The 26,379-nt window shown below is 58.6% G+C and carries 23 protein-coding genes and 4 tRNA genes; 5 read left to right on the top strand and 22 right to left on the bottom strand.

Annotated features, from left to right (window positions below):
• Positions 1-8: 8 nt before the first annotated feature.
• The 6 genes from uvrD to lptM form a co-directional block, all read right to left on the bottom strand.
• Entirely contained in the window at positions 9-2,171 is a 2,163-nt protein-coding gene (gene uvrD, locus FHW76_RS25400; protein WP_012543235.1) for a DNA helicase II, read from the bottom strand.
• A gap of 63 nt (positions 2,172-2,234) precedes the next feature.
• Positions 2,235-2,951 (bottom strand): 5-amino-6-(5-phospho-D-ribitylamino)uracil phosphatase YigB, encoded by a 717-nt coding sequence (gene yigB, locus FHW76_RS25405; RefSeq protein WP_032734014.1) that lies wholly within the window; start codon positions 2,949-2,951, stop codon positions 2,235-2,237.
• Complete coding sequence (gene xerC, locus FHW76_RS25410; RefSeq protein ID WP_023296872.1) at positions 2,951-3,853, bottom strand: tyrosine recombinase XerC; 903 nt, start codon at positions 3,851-3,853, stop codon at positions 2,951-2,953. Before xerC ends, yigB begins: the two co-directional genes overlap by 1 nt.
• Positions 3,850-4,557: a DUF484 domain-containing protein gene (locus FHW76_RS25415; protein WP_008807952.1), complete on the bottom strand. Its 708-nt coding sequence runs from the start codon at positions 4,555-4,557 to the stop codon at positions 3,850-3,852. Before FHW76_RS25415 ends, xerC begins: the two co-directional genes overlap by 4 nt.
• A complete protein-coding gene (gene dapF / locus FHW76_RS25420; protein WP_002883394.1) occupies positions 4,554-5,378 on the bottom strand; it encodes a diaminopimelate epimerase in 825 nt (274 codons plus the stop codon). The genes FHW76_RS25415 and dapF overlap by 4 nt, the downstream gene beginning before the upstream one ends.
• A 35-nt stretch (positions 5,379-5,413) precedes the next feature.
• A complete protein-coding gene (lptM, locus tag FHW76_RS25425; protein WP_004886794.1) occupies positions 5,414-5,617 on the bottom strand; it encodes an LPS translocon maturation chaperone LptM in 204 nt (67 codons plus the stop codon).
• 138 nt (positions 5,618-5,755) lie between these two features.
• Here lptM and cyaY point away from each other — a divergent pair, with 138 nt between their 5' ends.
• The gene (cyaY, locus tag FHW76_RS25430; RefSeq protein WP_002883389.1) at positions 5,756-6,076 is read left to right on the top strand and encodes an iron donor protein CyaY; all 321 of its coding nucleotides are present in this window, start codon (positions 5,756-5,758) and stop codon (positions 6,074-6,076) included.
• A 133-nt stretch (positions 6,077-6,209) separates the two neighbouring features.
• Here the strand turns inward: cyaY and cyaA are convergent, their stop codons facing one another.
• On the bottom strand, positions 6,210-8,762 hold the full coding sequence (gene cyaA / locus FHW76_RS25435; RefSeq protein ID WP_002883383.1) for a class I adenylate cyclase: 2,553 nt from the start codon (positions 8,760-8,762) through the stop codon (positions 6,210-6,212).
• A gap of 357 nt (positions 8,763-9,119) precedes the next feature.
• On the opposite strand from cyaA, the gene hemC reads away from it, so the two are divergent.
• Genes hemC through hemY form a run of 4 tightly spaced genes read left to right on the top strand, consistent with a single transcriptional unit; the run spans position 9,120 to position 13,201 of the window.
• Positions 9,120-10,061, top strand: coding sequence for a hydroxymethylbilane synthase (gene hemC, locus FHW76_RS25440; RefSeq protein ID WP_008807953.1), 942 nt, complete (start codon positions 9,120-9,122; stop codon positions 10,059-10,061).
• Positions 10,058-10,798: a uroporphyrinogen-III synthase gene (gene hemD, locus FHW76_RS25445; protein ID WP_012969195.1), complete on the top strand. Its 741-nt coding sequence runs from the start codon at positions 10,058-10,060 to the stop codon at positions 10,796-10,798. Before hemC ends, hemD begins: the two co-directional genes overlap by 4 nt.
• Positions 10,799-10,819: 21 nt before the next feature.
• Positions 10,820-12,001: a uroporphyrinogen-III C-methyltransferase gene (gene hemX, locus FHW76_RS25450; protein WP_008807955.1), complete on the top strand. Its 1,182-nt coding sequence runs from the start codon at positions 10,820-10,822 to the stop codon at positions 11,999-12,001.
• A 3-nt stretch (positions 12,002-12,004) separates the two neighbouring features.
• A complete protein-coding gene (gene hemY, locus FHW76_RS25455) occupies positions 12,005-13,201 on the top strand; it encodes a protoheme IX biogenesis protein HemY (protein ID WP_008807956.1) in 1,197 nt (398 codons plus the stop codon).
• 461 nt (positions 13,202-13,662) lie between these two features.
• Here hemY and FHW76_RS25460 read toward each other — a convergent pair.
• The 15 genes from FHW76_RS25460 to wecB form a co-directional block, all read right to left on the bottom strand.
• Positions 13,663-13,739: transfer RNA gene (locus FHW76_RS25460), tRNA-Pro, on the bottom strand.
• A gap of 42 nt (positions 13,740-13,781) precedes the next feature.
• A tRNA-Leu gene (locus FHW76_RS25465) sits at positions 13,782-13,868 on the bottom strand.
• A 23-nt stretch (positions 13,869-13,891) separates the two neighbouring features.
• Positions 13,892-13,967: transfer RNA gene (locus FHW76_RS25470), tRNA-His, on the bottom strand.
• Positions 13,968-14,022: 55 nt separating this feature from the next.
• Positions 14,023-14,099: transfer RNA gene (locus tag FHW76_RS25475), tRNA-Arg, on the bottom strand.
• A gap of 102 nt (positions 14,100-14,201) precedes the next feature.
• Positions 14,202-15,587: a bifunctional threonine/serine APC transporter ThrP gene (thrP, locus tag FHW76_RS25480; protein WP_012969196.1), complete on the bottom strand. Its 1,386-nt coding sequence runs from the start codon at positions 15,585-15,587 to the stop codon at positions 14,202-14,204.
• 205 nt (positions 15,588-15,792) lie between these two features.
• Positions 15,793-16,533, bottom strand: coding sequence for a lipopolysaccharide N-acetylmannosaminouronosyltransferase (wecG, locus tag FHW76_RS25485; RefSeq protein WP_008807959.1), 741 nt, complete (start codon positions 16,531-16,533; stop codon positions 15,793-15,795).
• An 11-nt stretch (positions 16,534-16,544) separates the two neighbouring features.
• On the bottom strand, positions 16,545-17,891 hold the full coding sequence (wzyE, locus tag FHW76_RS25490; protein WP_004886822.1) for an ECA oligosaccharide polymerase: 1,347 nt from the start codon (positions 17,889-17,891) through the stop codon (positions 16,545-16,547).
• Complete coding sequence (locus tag FHW76_RS25495) at positions 17,888-18,964, bottom strand: TDP-N-acetylfucosamine:lipid II N-acetylfucosaminyltransferase (RefSeq protein ID WP_032734012.1); 1,077 nt, start codon at positions 18,962-18,964, stop codon at positions 17,888-17,890. The genes wzyE and FHW76_RS25495 overlap by 4 nt, the downstream gene beginning before the upstream one ends.
• Positions 18,961-20,211, bottom strand: coding sequence for a lipid III flippase WzxE (gene wzxE, locus FHW76_RS25500; RefSeq protein ID WP_183477084.1), 1,251 nt, complete (start codon positions 20,209-20,211; stop codon positions 18,961-18,963). The genes FHW76_RS25495 and wzxE overlap by 4 nt, the downstream gene beginning before the upstream one ends.
• 1 nt (position 20,212) lies before the next feature.
• Positions 20,213-21,343, bottom strand: coding sequence for a dTDP-4-amino-4,6-dideoxygalactose transaminase (gene rffA, locus FHW76_RS25505; RefSeq protein WP_012543244.1), 1,131 nt, complete (start codon positions 21,341-21,343; stop codon positions 20,213-20,215).
• A gap of 4 nt (positions 21,344-21,347) precedes the next feature.
• The gene (gene rffC / locus FHW76_RS25510) at positions 21,348-22,022 is read right to left on the bottom strand and encodes a dTDP-4-amino-4,6-dideoxy-D-galactose acyltransferase (protein ID WP_032732160.1); all 675 of its coding nucleotides are present in this window, start codon (positions 22,020-22,022) and stop codon (positions 21,348-21,350) included.
• Complete coding sequence (rfbA, locus tag FHW76_RS25515; RefSeq protein ID WP_002883307.1) at positions 22,000-22,881, bottom strand: glucose-1-phosphate thymidylyltransferase RfbA; 882 nt, start codon at positions 22,879-22,881, stop codon at positions 22,000-22,002. Before rfbA ends, rffC begins: the two co-directional genes overlap by 23 nt.
• A gap of 18 nt (positions 22,882-22,899) precedes the next feature.
• Complete coding sequence (gene rffG, locus FHW76_RS25520; protein ID WP_050887801.1) at positions 22,900-23,967, bottom strand: dTDP-glucose 4,6-dehydratase; 1,068 nt, start codon at positions 23,965-23,967, stop codon at positions 22,900-22,902.
• The gene (wecC, locus tag FHW76_RS25525) at positions 23,964-25,226 is read right to left on the bottom strand and encodes a UDP-N-acetyl-D-mannosamine dehydrogenase (RefSeq protein ID WP_032736942.1); all 1,263 of its coding nucleotides are present in this window, start codon (positions 25,224-25,226) and stop codon (positions 23,964-23,966) included. Before wecC ends, rffG begins: the two co-directional genes overlap by 4 nt.
• A complete protein-coding gene (gene wecB, locus FHW76_RS25530) occupies positions 25,223-26,353 on the bottom strand; it encodes a non-hydrolyzing UDP-N-acetylglucosamine 2-epimerase (RefSeq protein ID WP_008807966.1) in 1,131 nt (376 codons plus the stop codon). The genes wecC and wecB overlap by 4 nt, the downstream gene beginning before the upstream one ends.
• Between the last annotated feature and the right edge of the window lie 26 nt (positions 26,354-26,379).

Below are 26,379 nucleotides of genomic sequence, written 5' to 3' on the forward strand. Positions count from 1 at the left end.
TCTTAAAGTTACACCGTCTCAAGCCGCGCGTAAGCCGCCACCAGCCATTTGATTCCCTGGCCCTGAAAAGCCACCTGCAGCCGGCTGTGCTCGCCGCTGCCTTCGAGGTTGACGATAGTGCCTTCGCCAAACTTCGGATGACGCACCCGCTGACCTAACTTGTAGCCGGTATCGCTCTCGGCAATCGGCGCCCCCAGTCGCTGGTGGTTTACCGGACGGCTCACCGTGGCCCGCAGACGCACTTCTTCTACGCACTCCTGCGGCAGTTCTCCGATAAAGCGCGACGGGCGGTGATAAACCTCTTTGCCGTACAGACGGCGGGTTTCGGCGTAGGTCAGCGTCAGCTTCTGCATGGCGCGCGTCACGCCAACGTAGGCCAGGCGACGCTCTTCTTCCAGGCGGCCGCCTTCATCAAGCGCCATCTGGCTCGGGAACATCCCTTCTTCGACGCCGACGATAAACACCTGCGGGAATTCCAGCCCTTTCGCCGAGTGCAGGGTCATCAGTTGAACCGCGTCCTGCCAGGTGTCCGCCTGCCCCTCGCCCGCTTCCAGCGCGGCGTGGGAGAGGAACGCCTGCAGCGGCATCAGGTCTTCATCTTCTTCGTTGTAGCTGAACTGGCGCGTCGCCGTCACCAGTTCCTCTAAGTTTTCAATACGGGTCTGGCCCTTCTCGCCTTTCTCCTGCTCGTACATCGCGCGCAGCCCGGAGTCTTTAATCACCCGATCGGTCTGAACATGTAGCGGCATATCGGCGGTTTCCTGCGCCAGCGCGTCAATCAACTCCATAAAGCGCTGCAGAGCGCTGGCGGCACGGCCAGCCAGCACTTTCTCTTTCAGCAGCTCGCGGCAGGCCTGCCACAGCGTCAGCTGACGATCGCGCGACGTCTGGCGCACCACGTCGAGCGTGCGATCGCCGATGCCGCGGGTCGGGGTATTGACCACCCGCTCAAAGGCGGCATCGTCGTTACGGTTGGCAATCAGGCGCAGGTAAGAGAGCGCATCTTTGATTTCCTGACGTTCGAAGAAGCGCATACCGCCGTAGATACGGTACGGCATGCTGGCCTGCAGGAGCGCCTCTTCCAGCACGCGCGACTGGGCGTTACTGCGATAGAGAATGGCGCATTGCTCCAGCGCGCCGCCGTTCTCCTGCCAGGTTTTAATGCGGTTCACCACGAAGCGCGCTTCGTCGAGATCGTTGAAGGCGCAGTACAGCGAAATCGGCTCGCCGTCGGCGCCGTCGGTCCACAGCTTTTTGCCCAGGCGCCCGTTGTTGTTTTCAATCAGGGCGTTGGCAGCGCTAAGAATATTGCTGGTTGAACGATAGTTCTGCTCCAGGCGAATAGTTTCCGCGCCGGGGAAGTCGTTGAGGAAGCGCTGAATGTTCTCGACCTGCGCGCCGCGCCAGCCATAAATCGACTGGTCATCATCGCCAACGATCATCACTTTGCCGGTATCACCCGCCAGCAGGCGGATCCAGGCGTACTGGATGTTGTTGGTGTCCTGGAATTCATCGACGAGGATATTGGTGAAACGCTCACGATAGTGCTGCAGGATATGCGGCTTGTTCAGCCACAGCTCGTGCGCGCGCAGCAGCAGCTCGGCGAAATCCACCAGCCCGGCGCGGTCGCAGGCCTCCTGGTAGGCCTGATAGACCTTCTGCCAGGTCTGCTCGACCGGGTTGCCGTAGCTCTGAATGTGATGCGGGCGCAGCCCTTCATCTTTCTGGCTGTTGATGTACCACATCGCCTGACGCGGCGGCCATTGCTTCTCATCGAGGTTCATCGCCTTAATCAGACGCTTCAGCAGACGGAGCTGGTCTTCGCTGTCGAGGATTTGGAAATCCTGCGGCAGGTTGGCGTCCAGATGATGCGCACGCAGCAGGCGGTGCGCGAGGCCGTGGAAGGTGCCTACCCACATGCCGCCCTGGGTAGTGCCCATCAGCTGGCCGATACGGTGGCGCATCTCCGCCGCCGCTTTGTTGGTAAAGGTCACCGCCATAATCGAGTACGGCGAGCAGTTCTCCACGCTCAGCAGCCAGGCGATACGGTGCACCAGAACGCGCGTCTTACCACTGCCCGCCCCTGCCAGAACCAGCATATTGGTGCGCGAGGCCGCTACGGCTTCACGCTGTTTGTCATTAAGGCTGTCGAGCAGGTAAGAAACGTCCATTGGCACCGCCGGAAGAGAAGGGGTTCCATGAACCCCTGTTAATATATACAGAGTGACTGGTGATTATATCAGCGAGGTCAGAGATGCCAACCGTGAAATTTCAATATGCGGCAGCAGGCGGCTGTCCGCGGTGTGCATCAGGTCCGCGCCTTGCGGTTTAATCCAGCAGGCCTGCATCCCGCAGCGTAGCGAACCGGCGACGTCGGTCGTCAGATCATCGCCGACGTGCAGAATGTGCCCGAGCGGTAAATTCAGACGCGCCGCCGCCAGGTGATACATATCGGCAAACGGCTTGGAACGACCATCCGGACCCGCGCGCAGCACGAAGCGGAAATAGTCGTTCAGGCCGAACAGCTCGGGGCGGGCGTTGCCATTGGTAATGGCCACCAGCGGCCACTTCTCCGCCAGCTTCGCCAGCGTATCGTGGGTCTCCTGCGGAACATCGACCCGGCTGCGCCAGTGAGCGAAGTTTTCCATCGCCGCATCGGCGCCGGCTTTTGCCGCTTCGGCGGAGAGCCCAGCGTTACGCATGCCGAGCTCCAGCGCACGATGGCGCCAGACGGTCACGTCGTGGTAGATCTCCGGCTCAGATGCCAGCAGCGTCTGACGCAGTTGGTTAAGCTCATGGGCATCGAACTGGCTGAGCGACGGATGGTAATTGCGCACAAAGGCCAGCGATTCGTGCATCGTCCGGTCAATCACCGGGCGGTTATCATATAGGGTGTCGTCCAGGTCAAACGTCAGTGCGGAAATCTGGCCCAGAGGTCGGTAAAAACGCATTATTTCCCCCGTTTAGCGCGCGGATGCGCGGCATCGTACACCGAGGCAAGGTGTTGAAAGTCAAGATGGGTATAGATTTGAGTGGTGGAGAGGTTAGCATGGCCCAACAGCTCCTGCACGCCGCGCAGATCGCCGCTGGACTCCAGCATATGGGTAGCAAAGGAGTGGCGCAGCTTGTGCGGGTGCACATGGCTGTTCAGCCCCTGCTTAATCCCCCACTCGGCAAATCGCTTCTGCACGTTGCGCGCCGAAATGCGTTTACCCAGCTTCGACAAAAACAGCGCGTCGTCGTCAGTACCGAACAGGCCGCGCAAATCCAGCCAGTGCTCAATCCACGCCACCGCGTTACGACCGATCGGCAAACGGCGTTCTTTGCTGCCTTTGCCCATCACCCAAACCTCACCGCTTTCGAGGTCGAGGTGCTTAATATCAAGGTTGACCAGCTCAGACAGACGCAGACCTGCACCGTACATCACTTCCAGCATCGCCCGGTCGCGCACCGCGAGCGGATCGTTGAGGTCGATATCCAGCAGCCGATTTACATCATCGACATCGATATTTTTCGGCAAGTGGCGGGGAATTTTCGGCGCCGCAATCCCCTTCGCCGGGTTAGCGGCCAGTTCGCCCTGACTGACCATCCAGTCAAAGAAGCTGCGTAGCGCGGAAAGCCGCAGCGCCAGGCTCGCCGGGCCTAAACCCGCACGGCGGCTGCGTACCGCAAAGCTACGCACCTGAGCGGCATCGCACTGCTGCCAGCTTTTCAGCCCAGCCTCATCCGCCAGGGCGATCAACGCGTCCAGCTGACGCTGGTAGTTAGTCAGCGTAATCGGGCTAAGCTGACGCTCAACGCCGAGATAGCGCAGGAAGCGGTCGACGCAGGCGGAAAGCGGAGAGTCGGTCATGCGCGTTCAATCCAGCGCTCCAGCAGGCCAGGGAGCATCTGCGCAATTTCCTGCAGCAACTGCGTCCCCTGCCCTGACTGATAATGCTGCGCATCGCGGCTGCTAAAGAGCATCACGCCCGGAGCGTTATCGCCGCCCAGCATCGACATCGCCACGGATCCAATGGCCTTCGCTTCCGGTAGCACCACCAGCAGCTCCGGACCGTTCAGCGGCCCAAGATAGTGGCGCGCCTGGCCCAGACGTTGAATACGGATCGGCTCAAACGCCTGCCGGCTTAACGCCAAATGGGTAAACTTCGAGGGCGCGCCGAGGCGCCAGCAGTCAGGGAACAGGCGCACCGTGGCGCCAGCTAACCCCAGCTCGCGAGCCCAGCGATGAAGGCGGTTGAGCATATCATCGAGGCTCTCCGCGGCCGCCAGCCGCGTTTGCAGCTGCAGCAGGCGCTGGAACAGGCTTTCATTAGCGACCGCCTGCTCCATCAGCAGCGACATATTCTCTTCCAGCACATGAATATGGTTACGCGCCCGCATCATGTGCCACTCCACCAGCGAAATCGAACCGCGGACCGGATGCGGGACACGGATATGTTCAACCTGGGCGGCATTACGAATAAAAAATTCAGGATGTTGCAACAGATAGTCCACCACCGCCCGATCGTTCAACGCGCTGGTAACCTCCTGCTGTTCTTCCCCGATTGGTTTCATAAATGAATAAATCCATCATAGACATGGGCCGCCGGGCCGGTCATAAACAGCGGCTGGCCCGGGCCTTTCCAGGCGATATCAAGACGACCGCCGGGCAATTCCACGCGTACCGTTTCAGCGAGCAGCCCCTGCTGGATCCCCACCGCCACCGCGGCGCAGGCGCCACTGCCGCAGGCCTGGGTTTCCCCCGCGCCGCGTTCGTAGACGCGCAGACGGATGTGGGACCGGCCGACCACCTGCATAAAGCCGATATTGGCGCGCTCCGGAAAACGCTCGTGGCTTTCCATCACCGGGCCGAGGGTTTCTACGGCCGCCGTATCCACGTCATCCACCTGGATGACGCAGTGCGGATTCCCCATGGACACCACGCCGCACAATACTGTCTGCTCGGCGGCACGCATGATATAGGTCTTTTCCGCTTTGTTGGCGCGGAACGGCACCTGGGACGGCTCAAAGTTAGGCTCGCCCATATTCACCCGCACCAGATCGTCTTCCGTTACGCTTAATACCATACGCCCGTTGGCCGTACTCACGCGAATATCACGTTTATTGGTCAGGCCTTTCAGCCGGACAAAGCGGGCAAAACAGCGCGCGCCGTTGCCGCACTGCGACACTTCGCTGCCGTCGGCGTTAAAGATCCGGTAATGAAAATCCAGATCGGGATCGTAGGGCGGCTCGACGACCAACAGCTGATCGAACCCGACGCCAAGATGGCGATCTGCCAGGCGGCGAATCAACTCCGGCGAGAAAAAAACATTCTGCGTTACCGCGTCAACGACCATAAAATCGTTGCCAAGGCCATGCATTTTAGAGAACTGCATCATCTACTCCAGTTGCGCGGAACAGAACGTTATCGTTAGTAATTGACCTGGCTCGGACCACCGGTATCGCCACGATCGTTACGATCCGGCGTTGAGCTCTGAATGCCCGGGTTAACCGGTTTGGTCGGCGGCGGCGCGGTTTTGTCCGCCGGCGGGAAATAGAGAGGCCCTTTCAGACCGCAGCCGGTCAGGCTGAAGATCGCAAACAAAACGGCAAGCGTAGGAAAAACGTTTTTCATTGATAGTTGCCCGTGATTCATTCTTTCTGCTTTCTATCATCGCAGGAGAAGACGTAAAAGCAAGCCTTTAGCATCCGACTGCGCGCGCTTTTGTTTCGCGCTATACTGCCGCCATCTTCAAAAAAGCAGGATAGAACCATGAACGACAGTGAATTCCATCGCCTGGCGGATAGCCTGTGGATGACCATCGAAGAGCGCCTGGACGACTGGGACGGCGATAGCGACATCGACTGTGAAATCAACGGCGGCGTGCTGACCATCAGCTTTGAAAACGGCAGCAAAATCATTATTAACCGTCAGGAGCCGCTGCACCAGGTGTGGCTGGCCACCAAACAGGGCGGCTACCATTTTGATCTCAAAGGCGACGAGTGGATCTGCGATCGCAGCGGCGAGACCTTCTGGGATTTGCTGGAGCAGGCGGCGAGCCAGCAGGCCGGTGAGACGGTGAAATTCCGTTAATAACGTGTTTCCCGGATGGCGGCGCATCGCGCCTTATCCGGGCTACCCGACGACTTAGAACCGTAGCCCTGCTAAGCGCAGCGCCAGCAGGGAAGATCTCCGGATAGCGGCTCACGCCTTATCCGGGCCAAATCTACGAGTAGCGCTGCTGCAGCACCGGCGAAGCGGTAACGTCCTGGCTGGTGGGTATCGCGGCGGCAATCGCCTGGGTGCGGAAGGGGATCACCTGGGTGCGCCCGTCTACCTCGACAATCTGATAGAACTGCGGCAGGTTGAAGTTGATAAAGCTGGAGCCGTAGGTGAAACGATCGTGCGATGACGAATAGAAGCGGCTGACGTCGCGCACCAGTTCCTCTTTACTGCCCTCGCAGTGATGATAGACCTCGGCGCGGTTGCTCTCATCAAGAATATAGATGTTAAAGCCGCTGTCGTTGTTATCCGCATCTTCAAAGAAGAACTGAATAATCCCTTCGCTGGCGAAGCCATCCACCACCGCCGGCAGCTTAACGTGATTGGTTTCCACCTGCACCGACAACCCGTGAAGCTTGTTGTGCGAGATAGCGCCGTAGAACTCAATGGCGTTTTCCAGCTTCTGCACCGAAACGTTAAGACGCTCGAAGAACAGCCCCCACGTCTGGCCGGAGACGCGCAGCGCTTTGAAGCGCCCGGTATCCTGGCGGGTACTGGAGAGACGCAGTTCGATGCATTCGGAGATCATCTGCTGCACGCGGGTACGGATCAGGCCGCGCAGGTGCTGGCTATAGCAGAACACCTCCACGCTGTCCGGCGGCGCGGCGTCCTGATGCATTTTGCCGAGGATCGTCTTCAGCGCTTCGATCATCGCCTGCTCGCCGTTAAAGTGCAGCGTACGCACTTCGTTCCACGAGTTGCGATACAGCAGGTCGACGCTGCCGATCAGGCATTTTTGCTCTTCGCCGAAGCTGAAAACATCCAGTTTACGGAAGTCGAAGTGCACCACCTGATTGCGGAAGGCCGCGGTCGGGTCATATTCGAGGTTGACGATAATCGCCAGATGGCGGATTTCGCACGGGCTGTACAGCGCTTTTGGCGTCGGCGCCGGCAGGCGCAGCGGGAAGTGGTGCGACACGTCGGCCACCATCTCCTGCAGCTTCGCCAGATCGACGATGCCGTTGCCCTTAATAAACAGGCGGGTGCGTGAGGTCAGCAGGCCGTTAAACCAGGCCCAGGCCACCAGCTTATTAAGATAACGGTTATATTCCAGCGGCTGATGGCTGATGATCGATTCCATATCCGGCGCGCGGTTATACAGATACCAACCGGTACGGTTGGCACGGCCCGGCGGCACGTGGATAAAGGTCAGGTTCGGTTCCGACAGATCCGGCGAAATTTGCGGGTTCACCAGCGTCACTTTCCCCGGCAGCGCTTCAAAGGCCGCATACAGCTTACGGGTCAGCACGCCAATATCCTGAGGGCTGGCGGAGACGCTAAGGTTATTGCGCCGCGCGAAGCGGATCAGATTACGATAGCTCTGCATCATGGCGTCGAGCAGTTCGTTGTGCGCCTTGCGCACTTCATCAATTTTCCAGTTGGCGCGGTTGTCGAGCATCATCAGACGCTTTTCGTCCCAGCCCCAGGCATTCACCAACTGGCTGACGACTTCGCGACGCCAGCCGACGCAGGCGCGTTCGCGGCTGAGTTTTTCACAAACTTTCAGGTAGAAGCAGCGGCGCACCAGGTCGAGGCGGGTTTCATCTTCGATGGCCTGCAGATAGGTGGTCACGCGCTCCAGCATCATGCAGTACGGGTCGAGGCCGAAGGAGACAATCTCGCCGTCGTGCAGACGCTGTTTGATATCTTTCGCTAACAGGCGGTTATTGGGGTATTCCCAGGAGTAGGCTTCCAGCAACAGCGTTTTCAGCACCGCTTTATAGGGGGAGTCGATACTTTTATACAGCTGCCACAGGCTGGCGCCGAAGTACTCTTCCGCCGACAGCGAACTGAGGCCGCCGAGATCGAGCCATTCGTTAGGCGTCAGCACGCCCTGGGCATACAGCCCCATGACGTAATCATCGTAATGCTCTTCTTCATCGCACGGCACCATATTCCACAGAATACGCTTGCCGGCGAGGCGCACCGCGGTGCGATAGAACTCATCGAGCAACAGGATATGCTGAGTCGAACCGCAGTCTTCGCCGCCGAGACTGCCGCTTTCATTATGACGGAAGCGGTTTTCGTCGATCAGGAAGAAGCTGACTTCCACGCCGAGCGAGGCCGCCCAGCTCTCAAGCAGGCTGCATTTTCGCTGCAGCAGCTGGCGCTCTTCGCTATCCAGCCAGGCCTGGTGACATACCCAGATATCCAGATCGGAAGAACAGCTTTGACCAACGGAAGAAGTACTGCCCATCGAGTAGACGCCGGTGATCGGCAGCTCGCCTTTCGGCGGCTCCTGGGTCTGCATGCCGCGATGCAGCTCTAGTTCTTCAAGATAGTGGCGTTGGGTTTCATCAGGCGTGTAGAGGCAAATGCCACGGGGAACGTTACCGTCAAGGTAACCCGGCATCAGCGGGTGATGATAATGTAGTAACGTTGGCAGTAGACTGTAAACCTGCTGGAAAGCGGGTCCCATGGCAGCAAGGGCGCGATCCACGCGCAATTGGTTGATGGCATCCAGTCTCTGTTTCAGTGTCTCAATATAGAGGTACAAGACATATCGCCTGATGTTCAAAAACCCGAAGTACAATAGTACGGAGGATTTCAGTATTTCAACAAAAACCGTCACCATTCGTCGTCGGTGTGGTTGTGATGAGCAGCGGACGGACAAATGGTTTAAAACGTGATCAATTTAACACCTTGCTCATTGACCGTAAAGAAAGATGCGCTACATACAAGTGTAGCACCGTTTATTACCTGTAAATTCCTCACTACGCCTCCGGCAACCGCCACGCGCATGAAAGGTTAAAAAAGAGAAGGCCGGGGCCATCTCCCACATAAACCGTGAAAACTAACATCCGTAAGACAACAATGTTAGGATGGATAGTGGTCGACAATGACGGTAACAAGCATGTTAGACAAAGTTTTGAAAATTGCCACACGGCAAAGCCCGCTTGCGCTATGGCAGGCGCAGTATGTTAAAGCGCGCCTGGAACAAGCGCATCCAGGACTGAACGTCGAGCTGGTGCCGATGGTTACGCGCGGTGATGTCATCCTTGATACGCCCCTGGCAAAGGTGGGCGGCAAGGGCTTATTTGTGAAAGAGTTAGAGCTCGCCATGCTCGAAGGGCGGGCCGATATCGCCGTCCATTCGATGAAAGATGTCCCGGTGGAATTCCCGGAGGGCCTGGGGTTGGTCACCATCTGCGAGCGCGACGATCCGCGCGACGCGTTTGTTTCCAATCACTATGCCTCAATTGACGAACTGCCGGCCGGCAGCGTCGTTGGCACGTCAAGTTTACGCCGTCAGTGCCAGCTGGCCGCCACCCGTCCAGACCTGGTGATCCGCTCTCTGCGCGGTAACGTCGGTACCCGGCTGAGTAAACTGGATAACGGTGAGTATGACGCCATTATCCTTGCCGCCGCCGGGTTGAAGCGCCTGAAACTGGAAGCGCGTATTCGCCAGCCGCTGTCGCCGGAGCAATCCCTGCCGGCCGTCGGCCAGGGCGCGGTGGGTATCGAATGCCGTCTTGACGATGCATGGACCCAGGCGCTGTTAGCGCCCCTCAACCATGCGGAAACCGCAGTACGCGTGCGCGCCGAACGGGCGATGAACACCCGCCTCGAAGGCGGTTGTCAGGTGCCAATTGGCAGCTATGCGGAACTCGTCAACGGCGAACTGTGGCTGCGGGCGCTGGTTGGCGCCCCGGATGGTTCGCAGATGGTACGCGGCGAACGGCGCGGGCCAGCAGAGCAGGCCGAAGCGCTCGGCATCTCGCTGGCGGAAGAGCTCCTGGATAACGGCGCCCGCGACATTCTCGCGGCAGTTTATGATGGAGAAGCCCCACGATGAGCATCCTGGTCACTCGTCCACTCCCGCAAGGGGAAGCGCTGGTCAGCCGTCTGCGGGCCATGGGACGCGTGGCCTGGAGCTTTCCGCTGATAGAATTTACGCCTGGCCGGGAGCTTCCCGTGCTGGGCGACCATCTTGCCCATCTGGGGTCCGACGACCTGCTGTTTGCGCTATCCCAGCATGCGGTGGAATTCGCCCATGCCCGTCTGCAGCAGCAAGGCCTGCCCTGGCCCACTTCTCCGCACTATTTTGCCATTGGTCGAACGACGGCGCTGGCCCTGCATACGGTCAGCGGGCAGCACATCCGTTACCCGTTAGATCGGGAAATTAGCGAAGTCTTGCTACAATTACCTGAATTACAAAACATTGCCGGGAAAAATGCGCTGATCCTACGCGGCAATGGTGGGCGGGAACTCTTAGGCGCCACGCTGGCTGAACGCGGCGCCAGGGTCACATTTTGTGAATGTTATCAACGTAGTGCAAAACATTACGATGGCGCAGAAGAAGCGATGCGCTGGCAGTCTCGCGGGGTCACCACGCTGGTGGTCACCAGCGGTGAGATGCTGCAGCAGCTGTGGTCGTTAATACCGCAATGGTATCGCGAACAATGGCTCCTGCACTGCCGCGTTGTCGTTGTCAGCGAACGTCTGGCCCTTCAGGCCCGGGAACTGGGCTGGCAGGAGATTCAGGTTGCCGATAACGCTGACAACGATGCGCTGCTACGCGCATTACAATAACTCTCAACATTGGAAGCCATAATGACGGAACAACAAAATCAATCCGCCGTGGTTGAAGAGACCAGGGAGGCCGTGGAAACCACACCACAGCCAGAGAACAACGATAAGAAGAAGGCGGGTAACAAAACCAGCCTGGCGCTCAGCGCGATCGCTATCGCCATTGCGATAGCCGCTGGCATCGGCCTGTATGGCCTGAACAAACAGCAGGCCACGCGGCAAAACGCAACCACCTCTGAATTATCAGGCCAGCTTGCGGCACTGCAAAAAGCGCAGGAGAGCCAAAAGAGCGAACTGGAAGGCATTATCAAACAGCAGGCCGACCAGCTGAGTCAGGCCAAACACGAGCAGGAAACCCTGACCAAACAGCTTGATGAGTTGCAGCAGAAAGTCGCCGTGATTTCGGGCAGCGATGCCAAAACCTGGCTGCTGGCCCAGGCCGATTTCCTCGTCAAGCTGGCGGGACGTAAGCTGTGGAGCGATCAGGATGTCACCACCGCCGCCGCGCTGCTAAAAAGCGCCGACGCCAGCCTCGCCGACATGAATGACCCCAGCCTGATCGGCGCCCGCCGGGCGATCACCGACGACATCGCCACCCTCTCCGCGGTAAGCCAGGTGGACTACGACGGCATGATCCTCAAGGTGAATCAGCTGGCGAACCAAATCGACAACCTGCGGCTGGCCGATAATAACGATGACGATTCGCCGATGGACTCTGATAGCGACGAGCTTTCCAGCTCTATCAGCGAATGGCGCGTCAATCTGCAGAAAAGCTGGCAGAACTTTATGGACAGCTTTATCACCGTGCGCCGCCGCGATGAAACCGCGGTCCCGCTGCTGGCGCCGAATCAGGATATCTATCTGCGGGAAAATATTCGCTCTCGCCTGCTGGTCGCCGCGCAGGCAGTGCCGCGCCATCAGGAAGAGACCTGGAAACAGTCGCTGGATAACGTCTCGACCTGGGTACGCGCCTATTACGATACTGATGACGCCACCACCAAAGCCTTCCTCGACGAGGTGGATAAGCTCAGTCAGCAAAGCATTACCATGACGGTGCCGGAAACGCTGCAGAGCCAGGCGTTGCTGGAAAAACTGATGCAGACCCGGGTGCGCAACCTGATGGCGCAGCCTGCCGTTACCGCGGGCGGCGCGCCCTCACCAGCCCCTGCTGCACCGGCCGCCCCTGCTGCGCCGCAAGGAGAGTAACGTATGCTGAAAATTCTTCTACTCTTCGCGCTGTTGATCGCCGGGATCGTGCTTGGCCCGATGATCGCCGGGCATCAGGGCTACGTCCTGATCCAGACCGATAATTACAATATCGAGACCAGCGTCACCGGGCTGGTGATCATTCTGATCCTCGCCATGGTGGTGCTGTTCGCCATCGAATGGCTGCTGCGCCGCATTTTCCGCACCGGGGCACATACGCGCGGCTGGTTTGTCGGCCGTAAACGCCGTCGCGCGCGTAAGCAAACCGAGCAGGCGCTACTCAAGCTGGCGGAAGGTGATTACCAGCAGGTTGAGAAGCTGATGGCGAAAAATGCCGATCACGCCGAACAGCCGGTGGTGAACTATCTGCTGGCGGCTGAAGCGGCCCAGCAGCGCGGCGATGAAGCGCGGGCCAACCAGCATCTGGAGCGCGCCACCGAGCTGGCGGGCGATGACCTGATCCCGGTGGAAATCACCCGCGTTCGCCTGCAGCTGGCACGTAATGAAAATCACGCCGCGCGCCATGGCATCGATAAGCTGCTGGAAATTACTCCGCGTCATCCTGAAGTGCTGCGCCTCGCCGAACAGGCATACACCCGCACCGGCGCCTGGCAGTCGCTGCTGGACATCATTCCATCGATGGCGAAAGCTAACGTCGGCGATGAAGAGCACCGCGCTGCGCTGGAACAGCTGGCCTGGGTTGGCCTGATGGATAAAGCGCTGGCCGACGGCGGCAGCGAAGGGTTGCGCGAATGGTGGCGCAACCAGAGCCGTAAAACGCGGGCGCTGGTGCCGCTGCAGGTGGCAATGGCCGAGCGCCTCATCGAGAGCGACGATCACGATACCGCGCAGCAAATTATCATTGATGGTCTGAAGAAACAGTATGATGACCGTCTGGTGATGCCGATCCCGCGTCTGAAGACCAATAACCCGGAACAGCTGGAGAAAGTGCTGCGCCAGCAGATCAAAGCCGTTGGCGACCGTCCGCTGCTGTGGAGTACCCTGGGCCAGTCGCTGATGCGGCACGGCGAATGGCAGGAGGCCAGCATCGCCTTCCGCGCCGCGCTTAAGCAGCGTCCGGATGCCTTTGATTACGCCTGGCTGGCGGATGCCCTGGATCGCCTGCATCAGCCGGAAGAAGCCGCCGCTATGCGCCGCGATGGGCTGCTGCTGACGCTGCAGAATAATCCTCAGCCGTAACCTGCCATGGCTATCGCCTCCTGCGGGGCGATAGCCCTTCTCCCCCGCCTTCGCGTTGACGGATCCCTAAAAGAAAAAAACGCCTGCGCTGAAATCAGGGCAGGCGTTAAAACAGGTCTGTTTGACAACAAATTGGGTGCTTCACTCAACGTAATGTCCATGGTGTTTGATGAGGCATAAATGCGACATCTGTCAGTGGACGATAAGCACCGTAAGAACGGCTCTGCATCATTCCGGAGTTTATGAGGCACGAAGGCGAACATAAGAGATGGAATGAGCATCTACCCGGTTATTATCGCACAGGATCCGGGGAAATTGCATCTACCACAGTGATGAATTGAGAGTTTTCCTGACGCGTATTCTCAAGCAGAGAGGCGTTTTTTTATCAGCAAGATCAGGGGAATAAATAATGGCGGGCAGCGACAGAAAACAAAAAACCCCGCCGAAGCGGGGTTCAAAATTGGTCGGCGAGAGAGGATTCGAACCTCCGACCCACTGGTCCCAAACCAGTTGCGCTACCAAGCTGCGCTACTCGCCGAAATACTGCTTTTTGAATTTTTAGTTCAATTCGTTAAAGTCGTGGTGCGAGGGGGGGGACTTGAACCCCCACGTCCGTAAGAACACTAACACCTGAAGCTAGCGCGTCTACCAATTCCGCCACCTTCGCAAATTCACAACTCTATCAAATAATGGGGTGGCTAATGGGATTCGAACCCACGACAACTGGAATCACAATCCAGGGCTCTACCAACTGAGCTATAGCCACCACTGCAAACCTTTTACGCGGTATTAAAACCACCGCAGCTCCAGCACCGGGTTAATGGTGCGCCCGACAGGATTCGAACCTGAGACCTCTGCCTCCGGAGGGCAGCGCTCTATCCAGCTGAGCTACGGGCGCTTAGCGCCGTTGCGGGGTCGGATAATACGGACTTCCTACCCCGCTGTCTAGTGCCTTTTAAAAGAAAATTATCGTTTGCTCATGCTTTGTTCGTTTTGACGGTTATTCAGCCGTATTATTGACTTGCCCCTGTCTTCCGAGGCCAAACACCTTATAAATCAGGGTGACGGCGGCCAGGAAAATAATGCCGACAAACAGCGACATCCGGGTTTCATCATTCAGACCCATCCCTACCAGCACACAGATCAGGAAGGCCATGGTGAAATAGTTGGCCCACGGAAACAGCAGCGAACGGAACGGATGGCTGGCGATTGCCGCCCGATGCACGCGACGGAAACGCAGCTGGCTAATCAGGATCACAAACCATGGCACCATCCCTGGCAACACGCTGGCGCTGTAGACATAGACAAACACCCGCTGCGGATTAGGAATGATGTAATTCAGGCAGGAGCCCACCAGCAGGATCAGAATCGACAGCGCCACGCCGACGGCCGGAACGCCGTTGCGCGATACCTTACCGATCGCCGCCGGCAGTTGGCGGTTCTTCGCCAGGGCGTACAGCATACGTCCACAGCTGTACATTCCGCTGTTGCAGCCGGAAAGCGCCGCCGTCAGCACCACGAAGTTGATAATTCCCGCCGCCGCGGTAATCCCGATTTTGGCAAACGTCAGTACGAACGGGCTGCCGTTGGAGCCGATTTGATCCCACGGGAAGATGGTGACGATAACGAAAATCGCGCCCACGTAGAAAATCAGGATCCGCCACAGCACTTTGCCCACCGCGCTGCGCAGGGTCACCTGCGGATTTTTCGCTTCACCTGCGGTAATGCCGATGAGCTCCACCCCCTGATAGGACGCGACCACGATACACAGCGCCGTCAGGAAGCCCTTCCAGCCGCCGGCGAAGAAACCGCCATGTTCGGTGAGATTACCAAAACCAATGGAGTGGCCGCCGTTGCCAAAGCCGAAGAAAATGACGCCCAGCCCGACGACGATCATCACGATAATGGTGGTCACTTTAATCATGGCGAACCAGAACTCGATTTCACCGTACAGCCGGACCGCCGCCAGGTTCGCCAGCGCCACCAGCCCCACGGCAATTAACGCCGGGATCCACTGCGCCATCTCCGGGAACCAGAACTGCACATAGACCCCGATGGCGGTAATCTCCGAGATCCCCACCGCCATCCACATAAACCAGTAGGACCACGCGGTCAGGTAGCCGAAGAAGGGGCTCATATAGCGATGCGCATACACCGCGAAGGAGCCAGTGACAGGCTCAAGGAACAGCATTTCGCCCATTGAGCGCATAATGAAAAAGACGAACAGGCCAGCGATAATGTACGCCAGCAGCACGGAAGGCCCGGCCCATTTCAACGTACTGGCCGCCCCCATAAACAACCCCACGCCAATCGTCCCGCCAAGGGCGATCAGTTCAATATGCCGGGCCTCCAGTCCACGCTGGAGCTCCGCTTTTTTCTCAGTCATATATCCTCTTGTGTTTGCCGTATTCCGGGTACTCCCGGTTATTGTTATTAACTGAAACCATAGCCTTGCCGACGCGCAGGTCTCCCCCGCGCGTATGAAGCCTGCGAATGGTTAATTAATTTTACGGAAATGGCAAATAAAGTATCAGGCGAGTGAAGAGATTACACAGAATATGTATGCAAACTCGCCTGGTTGCAGTGGAATATCAGAGCTTGCCGGTATAATGCCAACGTAAATAGCGCAGCAGACGGAACTGTCTCTTGATGCGGCTCGGCTGCAAAAGCAGGCGATAGAACCACTCCAGCCCCAGATCCTGCCAGAACTTCGGCGCCCGATGGACGTGCCCAGTGAAGACATCGTAAGTGCCGCCGACGCCCATATACAGCGCGTGCGGATACAGGCGCCGGCAGTCGCGCATGAAGATCTCCTGGCGCGGCGACCCCATCGCGACGGTGACGATTTTCGCCCCGCTGTCGCGAATGCGTTCGAACAATGCCTGGCGCTGCTCAGGGGTAAAATAACCGTCCTGGCTGCCGACGATGTTCACTTGCCAGCGCTGACGCAGCCTGGACTCCGTTTGCGTCAGGACCTCATGTTTACCACCAACCAAAAACACCGGTGTCCCTTCAGCGCCAGCGCGCTGCATTAACGCTTCCCAGAGATCGGCCCCGGCGACGCGGGATACCTGGGCCTGCGGGTATTTTTTGCGCAGCGAACGCACCACGCTGATGCCATCCGCATATTTAAACTCCGCCGCCTCAATCAGCGCCCGTACCTCCGGGTTATCTTCTACGGCCAGCATTTTCTCAGCATTAATGGCCACCAGCGTCCCCTCCCGGAGCGCGCCGTCGGCATACAAATAATCCAGAGCGTGCTGCATATCGCGCCAGCCTATGAGCTGCAGCCCTCTTAACAGATACAACGGCGCGGAAATGGTCCCAGTCATGTCTATCCTTCTCAGACTTGCGGTTGCGAAAGCGGTTTTACGCGCTTATGAATCAGTCCCACGCTATCCAGGAACCAGTACAGCAATTTCGCCGCCAGCAAGCAGATACCAAAGATCACGAGGAAAAACACCACGCGGGAGCCGAACGAATCCAGACCCTCGCGCGCCAGCACTATCATGTTGAAGATAGCGCCGAAACAGAAACTGTGCAGGATAGCCGCTTTGTAACGATTGCTCTCCCGGTTGCCCAGCTCATACAGCCAGTCGAACCATTTAATAATCAACCCTACCGCCACTGCGCCCAGCGGCACAAACCAGACGCCGCCCATCACCACCAGCGAGCCAATCAGCGTCGGCGAAATCGCCAGCCCCGAATGGTTGTTTAACACCTCCCAGGTGAAGTAGTTGGCGGTATTGAGCACCATCGTCGGACGACCGTGCCACATCCAGCTGGGGATGAAGACGTAGAAATCGCGGATCATCGGCGCCAGCCCCTGGAAATCGATCTTGTCGTAGTTCTGCAGCAGCAGCGCCAGGTTTTCCCACGGTGAGAAGGTGTCGCGCGTGAGATACAGGAAGGTATAAAACGCTTCATCGCCGCTGACGTTCATCCCGTAGCGCTTCAGCGCCAGCCAGAACATGCCGACAATACCCAGCACGCCCGCCGCCGCCAGCATCCACAAGCTGATCCAGCCGCGAATAATACCGATGAACAGAAAGATGGCGAAGGCGATGATGATATTGGCGCGGGTCCCGCCGACAATGGCGTAGGTCAGCAAACCAAAGGCCACGGTGCTGACGAGGAAGAAGATCCACGCCTTATAATCCTGGCGCAGAAAATAAACCACCAGCATCGCCGGAATAAAGAAGTAAAAGAAGCGCTTCAACGCCACGCCGGACACTTCAGCAGAAAAAATCTGGCTGTAGGAGTTGAGCTTAAACAGCAGAAAGCCGTTGTGAGCGAAGAAGATGCCGACGCACAGCAGCGCCAGCCCCATCAGTATGCCCCACGCCAGATGGGTTTCCACCCGGTTCATGGTAAACAGCGGGCGATGCGCAACCTCGCGCGAGGCCGGGCGCAAGCGCGTTTTATAGGTCACGTAGTAGATCGCGTAGAAGCATACCGCGATCAGCAGCGTCTGCAGCAAAATCTCCGGCGGCGCTACGCTGACGTCAAAGCGGAACACCAGAATACTGGTCAGCGGGAAGCCGAAGAAAAAGGTCAGCAGAAACAACAACGAGAAAAAGACGTTGAAGTTGAAGCGTACCCGGCGGAACTCAAACCAGGTGGCGGTGGCGATAAACAGGGTCGACAGCAGCCAGACCACCAGCAGCCCGCTAAATTGCATTAACGTCATGCCTGCCCCTCCGCCGCTAACCGTAGCGCCCGCTGCCAGCCCGTCAGATAGTTCGGCCGGAAGAAGGCGATAGTAGATTTATCCACGCTCGCCAGCTGACGCTGCGCTTCACGCACCACGCTGACGTCCAGCGCGTCGCTGGTGAACAGCACCGGCACATGCTGCTCGGTCATATCCTGCCAGAACGGGTTTTCCCGATTGAGCACGCAGGGGATGCCCGCCTGAATCAGCAGACACAGGGTGCCGATCCCCTGCTGGCGGGCAAACAGAAAATAGCCCAGATCGCAGCGGCGCAGCAGCGCCAGATAATCATTAAATTCAAGCTTCTCGCTGAGGATCTGCAGATGCGCATGGCTAAACAGCGCCGCCCCCGCCTCGCGCACCTCGTTGATATAGGCGTCGTTATTCGCCGGATAACCCATCGGCACGATGACATTCACCGTATCGCCAAACTGCTGATGGATAGCCTTCAGCGCGGCAATATGTTCATTGCTGCGATCCCCGGAGTTGCCGACCAGAATAGTCAGGGTATCACTGCGCGGGGCGTTATCGGCCAGGGTATTCAGCGCCGGATCCATACGGGTCGGGAAGTAGAGCAGCTCACCCGGCACACGCGGATGGCGGTTAGCGAACCAGCTGAGATCGCCGCGGGTGGCGAAAACGCGCCCTACTCGCCCCTGCGCCATGCGGCGTAGCGGATAGAACAGGCGAAACTTCAGGCTGGCAGAGTTTTCATACAGATCTGCCCCCCAGATATGCCAGTTAAACTGTGACGGGCGGATGCCGCCGCTCAACAGCGCCAGCCACAGCCCGGTATTAAACTGGCCGTGGAAGAAAAAGCGCTGCTGGCGGTTGGCTTTCGCGGTGGCAATCACTGCCTGCGCCAGCGCTTTCTTTCCTGGATAGCAGGTGATGTCCAGTGCCGGATATCCATCACGCACGCTGGCCTCATCACCGACGACCAAAAATCTCCGGGCCTGCGGGTCGGCGGCCAGTTCGTCGTTAAAGAACCGCAGTACGGTCTGGTTATGGTGCGGGATATCCGATCCCAGTACATGTATCAGTGCTGTCATGCCCGTTTACGCCAGAGTAAAAACACGCCACTACAGAGGGCGAAATAAACAATATACGTGGCCATATACGCTTGCGCCGCGCCAATTGCGCCGTGCGCCGGAATAAGCCAGTGTGAGAATGCGGTCAGCAGCGTGAACTGGCTGATTTCCGTCAGAATATAAAAACGTAGCGACGCTTTGGCGATCACCAGATAGCCGTAGACATAGGCGCCGACTTTTAAGACGTCGCCCACCAGCTGCCAGGCGAACAGGTCACGCATCGCGGTAAAGCGATCGGAAAACAGCAGCCAGATGGCAAAATCGCGCAGTAGCCAGACCGTCAGGCTTGCCGCCGCCACCGCCGGCAGAACGAATTTCAGCGATTTGGCAATCTCGCGGGTGATATCCGTTTTGGCGCTCAGCCGCGACAGCGTCGGCAGCAGATAGACGCTAAACGAGGCGGTAATAAACTGCAGGTAAGCATCGGAAATGCTGCTCACCCCCTGCCAAATCCCGACCGCCTCCCAGCCGTAATGCGCCGCCAGCAGATTACGCATCATCACATAGGCCACCGGCAGCGTCACCGAGGTTATGAGCGCCATCAGGGTAAATTTCGATAGCTGTCCCGCCAGACCGTTATCCCAGCGCGGGCGCAGGGCGCTCAGCGGTATATTACCCCGCCGCCAGAGCATGATGCCCGCCGGGATCACCACCAGCGCCGGCACTAACGCCAGCCCCAACAGCGCCCCCTGGTAACCCCCGAAGTAGTAACAGGCATAATAGGCCGCGACGCCAATCAGGCTCCCGGCAATCAGCGAGAAGGCGTTACCCGCCGCATCGCGAAAGCCTTTCATCAGCGCCAGCAGGAAGTTCGCCCAGGCGATCCCCATCTGCACCAGCGCCACCAGGCGTACCAGCCCCTGATAGTGCGTATGGCCGAACAGCCCCTGGCTTATCGGCGCCGCCGCCAGTAAAAACACCAGCGCCAGCAGCGTGGAAAAGCCAAGCACCATAGCCGACGAGGTACCCACCACCTGTTTCAGACGTGGGGGATCGTCGTGATGCTGAGCCACCAGCTTCGTGACGCCATTAAATATCCCGGCACCCGCCAGCACGCCGAGCACGGTGACCAGCTGCCGGAAGTTACCGGCCTGGCCAACGCCCGCCGGCCCAAACGAGACGGCCAGCAGCTTGACGACCAGCAGACCGGCGCCGATTTTGACCAGCGTCGATACCGCCGTCCACAGTGAGGCTTTTGCTAACGACATATCAGGAGAAATAGCTCAGCAGCGAGTTAATCACCGTCCGCTGGTTCACCAGAGAGAGATTGTAAAACAGCGGCAGGCGCACCAGGCGCTCGCTCTCCTGGGTGGTGTAGCGGTCTTCACCGTGGAACTCGCCGAAGTGTTCTCCGGCCGGGCAGCTGTGCAACGGAATATAATGGAATACCGCGAGGATCTCCGCCTCTTTCAGCCAGGCGATCAGCCTGCTGCGATCCTCGATATCACGCAGCTTAATGTAGAACATGTGCGCATTTTGCCCACAGTCGGCCGGAACCGTCGGCAGTTCGATACGCCCCGCACGCGCCAGCGGCAGCAGCGCATCGTGATAGTTCTGCCACAGCGCCAGGCGCTGCTGGTTGATCCGCTCCGCCGCTTCCAGCTGCGCCCACAGATAGGCGGCCTGCAGGTCGGACATCAGATAGCTGGAGCCAATATCGCGCCAGGTATATTTATCCACCAGACCGCGAAAGAACTGGCTGCGGTTGGTACCTTTTTCACGAATGATCTCCGCGCGTTCCACCAGTGTGCGATCGTTGATAAGCGTCGCCCCGCCCTCACCGCCGGCGGTGTAGTTTTTGGTTTCATGGAAGCTGAAGCAGCCGATATGGCCGATGGTGCCCAGCGCGCGCCCCTTGTAGGTAGACATCACCCCCTGCGCGGCGTCTTCCACCACAAACAGGTTGTATTTGTCGGCAATGGCCATGATGGTGTCCATCTCGCAGGCTACGCCGGCATAGTGCACCGGGACAATCGCCCGGGTTTTATCGGTGATGGCGGCTTCGATAAGCGTTTCATCGATATTCATCGTATCGCGGCGGATATCAACGAAGACGATTTTCGCCCCACGCAGCACAAAGGCGTTGGCGGTAGAGACAAAGGTATAGCTGGGCATAATCACTTCGTCGCCCGGCTGGATATCCAGCAGCAGCGCGGCCATCTCCAGCGAAGCCGTGCAGGAAGGCGTCAGCAGCGCTTTTGCCGTGCCAAATCGCTGCTCCATCCACTGCTGGCAGCGGCGCGTAAAACCGCCGTCGCCGCACAGCTTGCCGCTGTTCATCGCAGACTGCATGTAATCAAGCTCGGTTCCAACCACCGGCGGCGCGTTAAATGGGATCATGGGGTCACCTGTATAGCCAGTAGGCGGTGCTTTCCACGTTAGCACCGCTGAGAATATAACGTTTAAGCGCGGCGGTGTTGCCCATCTGGGTCGCCACCCGCAGTGTAGAAAGTCCGCGCGAGGCAGCCCAGTACTGCGCCGCCTGCATCAGTTGCGCCCCGGCGCCGCGCCCGGCCAGCAGGCCGATACGCGCTTCGGTCGCTGTGATCTGCCGCAGGGAGACAAAGGCGCGGATATCCCCCTCAGGATGGCGGTAAATCAGACATTGATGATCGAAGGTGCCACGCACCGCATTTTCAATCCACTGGGCATAGAAGCGGCCGCTGGCATCGGCAGCGTACCAGGGCGCGCGAAAGCGGCTCATGGCAAAGGCCTGCGCCGCCAGCTCGCGCAGCGGCGCAATATCCGCTTCCACGGCAACGTCGGCGCCCGCATCAGCAGGGTTGCCCACCGGTAGCGCCAGATCGACTTCGCCTTCCACCAGCTGAAAACCCAGCTGCTGTAGCGCGTCCAGCCGGACGGTGTCGCTGGCGGCCACCTTCGCCTGCACCCGCGACCACCCCGCCAGCGCCTCAGGCGTCAGCCGCGGCGCACGTTCATCAAAGTGAACGATGGCGCTGTTAACAGCAAAGAAGCGGTTCTCCCACTCCAGGGGATCAATACTGGCGCGGACGGGCACGGAGCAGATCCAGCAGGTATTGGCCGTAGCCGGTTTTTTCCAGCCGCTTCGCGGCGCGTTTGACGCCATCATCGTCCAGCCAGCCGTTACGCCAGCCGATCTCTTCCAGACAGGCGATTTTAAAGCCCTGGCGCTTCTCGACGGTCTGCACGAACATGCTGGCCTCGATCAGGCTATCGTGCGTGCCGGTGTCCAGCCAGGCAAAACCGCGCCCGAGGAGCTCGACGGTCAATGCGCCATCCTCAAGGTACATCTGGTTGATGGAGGTGATTTCCAGCTCGCCGCGCTCGGACGGCTTGACCCGTTTGGCATACTCCGTCACCTTGCCATCGTAGAAATAGAGACCGGTGACCGCCCAGTTCGACTTCGGCTGCTTCGGCTTCTCTTCCAGCGACAGCGCGCGGAAGTTGTCATCAAACTCCACCACGCCAAAGCGCTCAGGATCCATCACCTGATAGCCAAAAATCGTCGCCCCTTCCGTGCGGGCAGCCACGCTGCGCAGCTTCGGGCTAAAGCTCTGGCCGAAGAAAATATTGTCGCCTAGCACCAGACATGCCGGTTCGCCGTTAAGAAAGGCTTCGCCGATGATAAACGCCTGGGCTAAACCATCCGGCGTCGGCTGTACGGCATAGTGCAGCGCAATGCCAAACTCTGAGCCATCGCCGAGCAGGCGCTGGAAATCACGTAGGTCGTCCGGCGTGGTGATGATCAGGATCTCACGTATCCCGGCCAGCATTAATACCGACAGCGGGTAGTAGATCATCGGCTTGTCGTAGATCGGCAACAACTGCTTCGATACGCCGCGGGTGATGGGATGCAGTCGCGTTCCGGAACCGCCCGCCAGAATAATACCTTTCATCATTCCCCCCAGAGATGATTAGCCTTGCAGCCCAAGACGCTCGCCCTGATAGCTTCCATCCTGAACCTGGCGCCACCAGCTCTCGTTCGCCAGATACCACGCCACGGTCTTACGCATACCGGAAGTAAAGGTCTCTGCCGGCGTCCAGCCCAGCTCGCGGGCAATCTTCGAGGCATCAATGGCATAGCGCAGATCGTGGCCCGGACGATCGGCTACGAAGGTGATCAGATCGCGATAGTGCGCCACGCTTTGCGGTTTATGCGGCGCCAGCTCTTCCAGCAGCTGACAAATGGTTTCCACCACCTCGATATTTTTACGTTCGTTATGACCGCCGATATTGTAAGTTTCGCCCGGTTCGCCGCGGGTCGCCACCAGATACAGCGCTCTGGCGTGATCTTCCACGTACAGCCAGTCGCGGATCTGCTGCCCATTGCCATACACCGGCAGCGGCTTGCCCGCCAGCGCATTGAGGATCGTCAGCGGGATCAGCTTCTCGGGGAAGTGATACGGGCCGTAGTTATTGGAGCAATTGGTGATAAGCGTCGGCAGGCCATAGGTCCGCAGCCAGGCGCGCACCAGGTGGTCGCTGCTGGCTTTCGAGGCCGAATAGGGGCTGCTTGGCGCATAGGGCGTGGTCTCGGTAAAGAAATCCTCGCTGCCGTGCAGATCGCCATACACTTCGTCGGTCGAGATATGGTGAAAACGGAACGCCGATTTTTTCTCCGTGGCCAGGGTATTCCACCAGCTGCGGGCCGCCTCCAGTAGCGTATAGGTGCCTACGATATTGGTTTCGATAAACGCCGCCGGGCCGTCAATCGAACGATCGACGTGGCTTTCCGCCGCCAGGTGCATCACCGTATCTGGTTGATGCTGACGGAAAATACGGTCCAGCTCGCCGCGGTCGCAGATATCCACCTGTTCAAAGGCGAAACGCGCATCCTGCGCCACTGGCGCCAGCGACATTAAATTGCCGGCATAGGTCAGTTTATCCACCACCACTACGCGATCGGCGGTGTGCTGGATAATCTCCCGCACCACCGCCGAACCAATAAAGCCCGCGCCGCCGGTGATCAGAATGGTTCTCACCGCCACACTCCTTTGGTGTCGATGATATACGCCTGGGTGACGCTATCGCCGCTAACGGCTTTAAATTCATTATGATCGACCAGCATCACCAGCACATCGGCGCTGGCCAGCGCCGCATCGAGGGTCGCCAGCGTACACAGTCCATCGAGTTTCTTCGGCAGCGCGTGAATATTGGGCTCAACCACCTGCGTCGTGCCGCTGTGCCAGCGGGCAATCTGCGCGGCAATTTCCATCGCCGGGCTTTCGCGCAGGTCGTCAATATTCGGTTTAAAAGCGAGGCCGAAGCAGGCGATCGTCAGTTCGCTGGCCCGTTTGTTGGTGACATTCAGGCAGTCCGCGACCTGCGCTTTCACCTGTTCGATAACCCATTCCGGCTTATGGTCGTTGACCTCGCGAGCGGTGCGGATCAGACGTGCCTGCTGCGGGTTTTGCGCCACGATAAACCACGGATCGACGGCGATGCAGTGGCCGCCGACGCCCGGGCCCGGCTGCAGGATATTGACGCGCGGATGGCGGTTTGCCAGGCGGATCAGCTCCCAGACGTTAATGCCCTGGTCGGCGCAAATCAGCGACAGTTCGTTGGCAAAGGCGATGTTGACGTCGCGGAAGCTGTTTTCCGTCAGCTTACACATCTCGGCGGTGCGCGAGTTGGTCACCACGCATTCACCTTCGAGGAAAATTTTATACAGCTCGCTGGCGCGAGCGGAGCAGACTGGCGACATGCCGCCGATAACGCGATCGTTTTTAATCAGCTCGACCATCACCTGACCGGGCAATACTCGCTCCGGGCAGTAGGCGATATTCACGTCAGCGGCGTCGCCCGCCTGCTGAGGGAAGCTGAGGTCCGGGCGCATCTCCGCCAGCCAGCCGGCCATCTGCTCAGTCGAACCCACCGGCGAGGTGGACTCCAGGATCACCAGTGACCCTTTCTTTAACGTCGGCGCAATGGATTTAGCGGCCGACTCGACAAACACCATATCCGGCTCGTGGCGATCTTTAAACGGCGTCGGCACGGCAATCAGGTAGGCATCCGCCTCCACCGGGGTGGTGGTGGCGCTTAAATAACCCTGTTCGACCGCGGTCTTCACCACGCTCGCCAGATCCGGCTCCACGATATGAATCTCTCCACGGTTAATGGTCTCCACGGCATGTTGATTAACATCAACGCCGACCACCCGCTTCTGCCGGGAGGCGAACGCGGCAGCGGTTGGCAGCCCGATATAGCCAAGGCCAATCACTGAAATGGTAGAAAAACTCATAACGTTACCTGATTATTTTTAAGTGCAGACAAAATTCGACGACATGCTTCACCATCGCCATAGGGATTATGCGCGCGGCTCATCGCCTGGTATGCGGCATCATCCTGCAGCAGTCGCGTGACTTCCGCCACGATGCGCTGGCTGTCGGTGCCGACCAGGCACACGGTGCCAGCGGCCACCGCTTCCGGACGTTCGGTCATATCGCGCATGACCAGTACCGGTTTCCCGAGAGAAGGGGCCTCTTCCTGAATGCCGCCGGAATCGGTCAGGATCAGCCAGGCCCGATCCATCAGCCAGACGAACGGCAGGTAGTCCTGCGGTTCAATCAACATCACATTGTCAATATGACCGAGAATACGATTCACCGGCTCGCTGACGTTAGGATTCAGGTGAACCGGATAGACAATCTGCACCTCAGGGTGGGTATGGGCTATCTCCGCCAGCGCCTGGCAGATCTGTTCAAAGCCGAGCCCAAAGCTTTCCCGCCGGTGGCCGGTAACCAGAATCATCTTTTTACCGTGGCTAATGAAAGGATAGCGCTGCAGCAGGGTCTCCCGTAGCGCTTCATCACCCAGAACCCGATCCCGCACCCAGAACAGGGCGTCAATGACCGTATTCCCGGTGACCGTGATGCGACTGTCGGCAATATTTTCCCGCAGCAGGTTCTGCCGCGAGGTTTCCGTGGGGGCGAAATGGTATGTCGCCAGATGGCCGGTCAACGTACGGTTGCCTTCTTCCGGCCACGGCGAACTTAAATCGCCAGTGCGCAGGCCGGCCTCTACGTGGCCCACCGGTATCCGCTGATAAAACGCCGCCAGGCTCGCCGCCATGGTGGTCGTGGTATCGCCATGCACCAGCACCACGTCGGGTTTAAACGACTCCAGCACCGGCTTCAGCCCCTCAAGAATGCGGCAGGTGATCTCGGTCAGCCCCTGCCCCGGCTTCATGATGTTGAGATCGTAGTCCGGGACAATAGAGAAAAGTTTCAACACCTGATCGAGCATCTCCCGATGCTGCGCGGTCACGCATACTTTCGCCTCAAAATGAGGATCCTTTGCCAGCGCATGGACCAGAGGCGCCATCTTGATGGCTTCCGGCCTCGTGCCAAATACAGTTAGTACTTTCACATCGATTCTCTTCGATTAGGCGATGA

The organism is Klebsiella sp. RC2, from assembly GCF_014192815.1.
Lineage (GTDB): Bacteria > Pseudomonadota > Gammaproteobacteria > Enterobacterales > Enterobacteriaceae > Klebsiella > Klebsiella variicola.

Bases quoted from the DNA above. Each gene is read 5' to 3' on its own strand.
- rffA (WP_012543244.1), bottom strand. From the start codon at position 21,343: ATGATCCCATTTAACGCGCCGCCGGTGGTTGGAACCGAGCTTGATTAC.
- wecC (WP_032736942.1), bottom strand. From the start codon at position 25,226: ATGAGTTTTTCTACCATTTCAGTGATTGGCCTTGGCTATATCGGGCTG.
- wzyE (WP_004886822.1), bottom strand. From the start codon at position 17,891: ATGACGTTAATGCAATTTAGCGGGCTGCTGGTGGTCTGGCTGCTGTCG.
- wzxE (WP_183477084.1), bottom strand. From the start codon at position 20,211: ATGTCGTTAGCAAAAGCCTCACTGTGGACGGCGGTATCGACGCTGGTC.
- lptM (WP_004886794.1), bottom strand. From the start codon at position 5,617: ATGAAAAACGTTTTTCCTACGCTTGCCGTTTTGTTTGCGATCTTCAGC.
- hemC (WP_008807953.1), top strand. From the start codon at position 9,120: ATGTTAGACAAAGTTTTGAAAATTGCCACACGGCAAAGCCCGCTTGCG.
- hemX (WP_008807955.1), top strand. From the start codon at position 10,820: ATGACGGAACAACAAAATCAATCCGCCGTGGTTGAAGAGACCAGGGAG.
- hemD (WP_012969195.1), top strand. From the start codon at position 10,058: ATGAGCATCCTGGTCACTCGTCCACTCCCGCAAGGGGAAGCGCTGGTC.
- xerC (WP_023296872.1), bottom strand. From the start codon at position 3,853: ATGACCGACTCTCCGCTTTCCGCCTGCGTCGACCGCTTCCTGCGCTAT.
- thrP (WP_012969196.1), bottom strand. From the start codon at position 15,587: ATGACTGAGAAAAAAGCGGAGCTCCAGCGTGGACTGGAGGCCCGGCAT.
- dapF (WP_002883394.1), bottom strand. From the start codon at position 5,378: ATGCAGTTCTCTAAAATGCATGGCCTTGGCAACGATTTTATGGTCGTT.
- uvrD (WP_012543235.1), bottom strand. From the start codon at position 2,171: ATGGACGTTTCTTACCTGCTCGACAGCCTTAATGACAAACAGCGTGAA.
- wecG (WP_008807959.1), bottom strand. From the start codon at position 16,533: ATGACTGGGACCATTTCCGCGCCGTTGTATCTGTTAAGAGGGCTGCAG.
- hemY (WP_008807956.1), top strand. From the start codon at position 12,005: ATGCTGAAAATTCTTCTACTCTTCGCGCTGTTGATCGCCGGGATCGTG.
- cyaY (WP_002883389.1), top strand. From the start codon at position 5,756: ATGAACGACAGTGAATTCCATCGCCTGGCGGATAGCCTGTGGATGACC.
- FHW76_RS25415 (WP_008807952.1), bottom strand. From the start codon at position 4,557: ATGAAACCAATCGGGGAAGAACAGCAGGAGGTTACCAGCGCGTTGAAC.
- FHW76_RS25495 (WP_032734012.1), bottom strand. From the start codon at position 18,964: ATGACAGCACTGATACATGTACTGGGATCGGATATCCCGCACCATAAC.
- yigB (WP_032734014.1), bottom strand. From the start codon at position 2,951: ATGCGTTTTTACCGACCTCTGGGCCAGATTTCCGCACTGACGTTTGAC.
- rfbA (WP_002883307.1), bottom strand. From the start codon at position 22,881: ATGAAAGGTATTATTCTGGCGGGCGGTTCCGGAACGCGACTGCATCCC.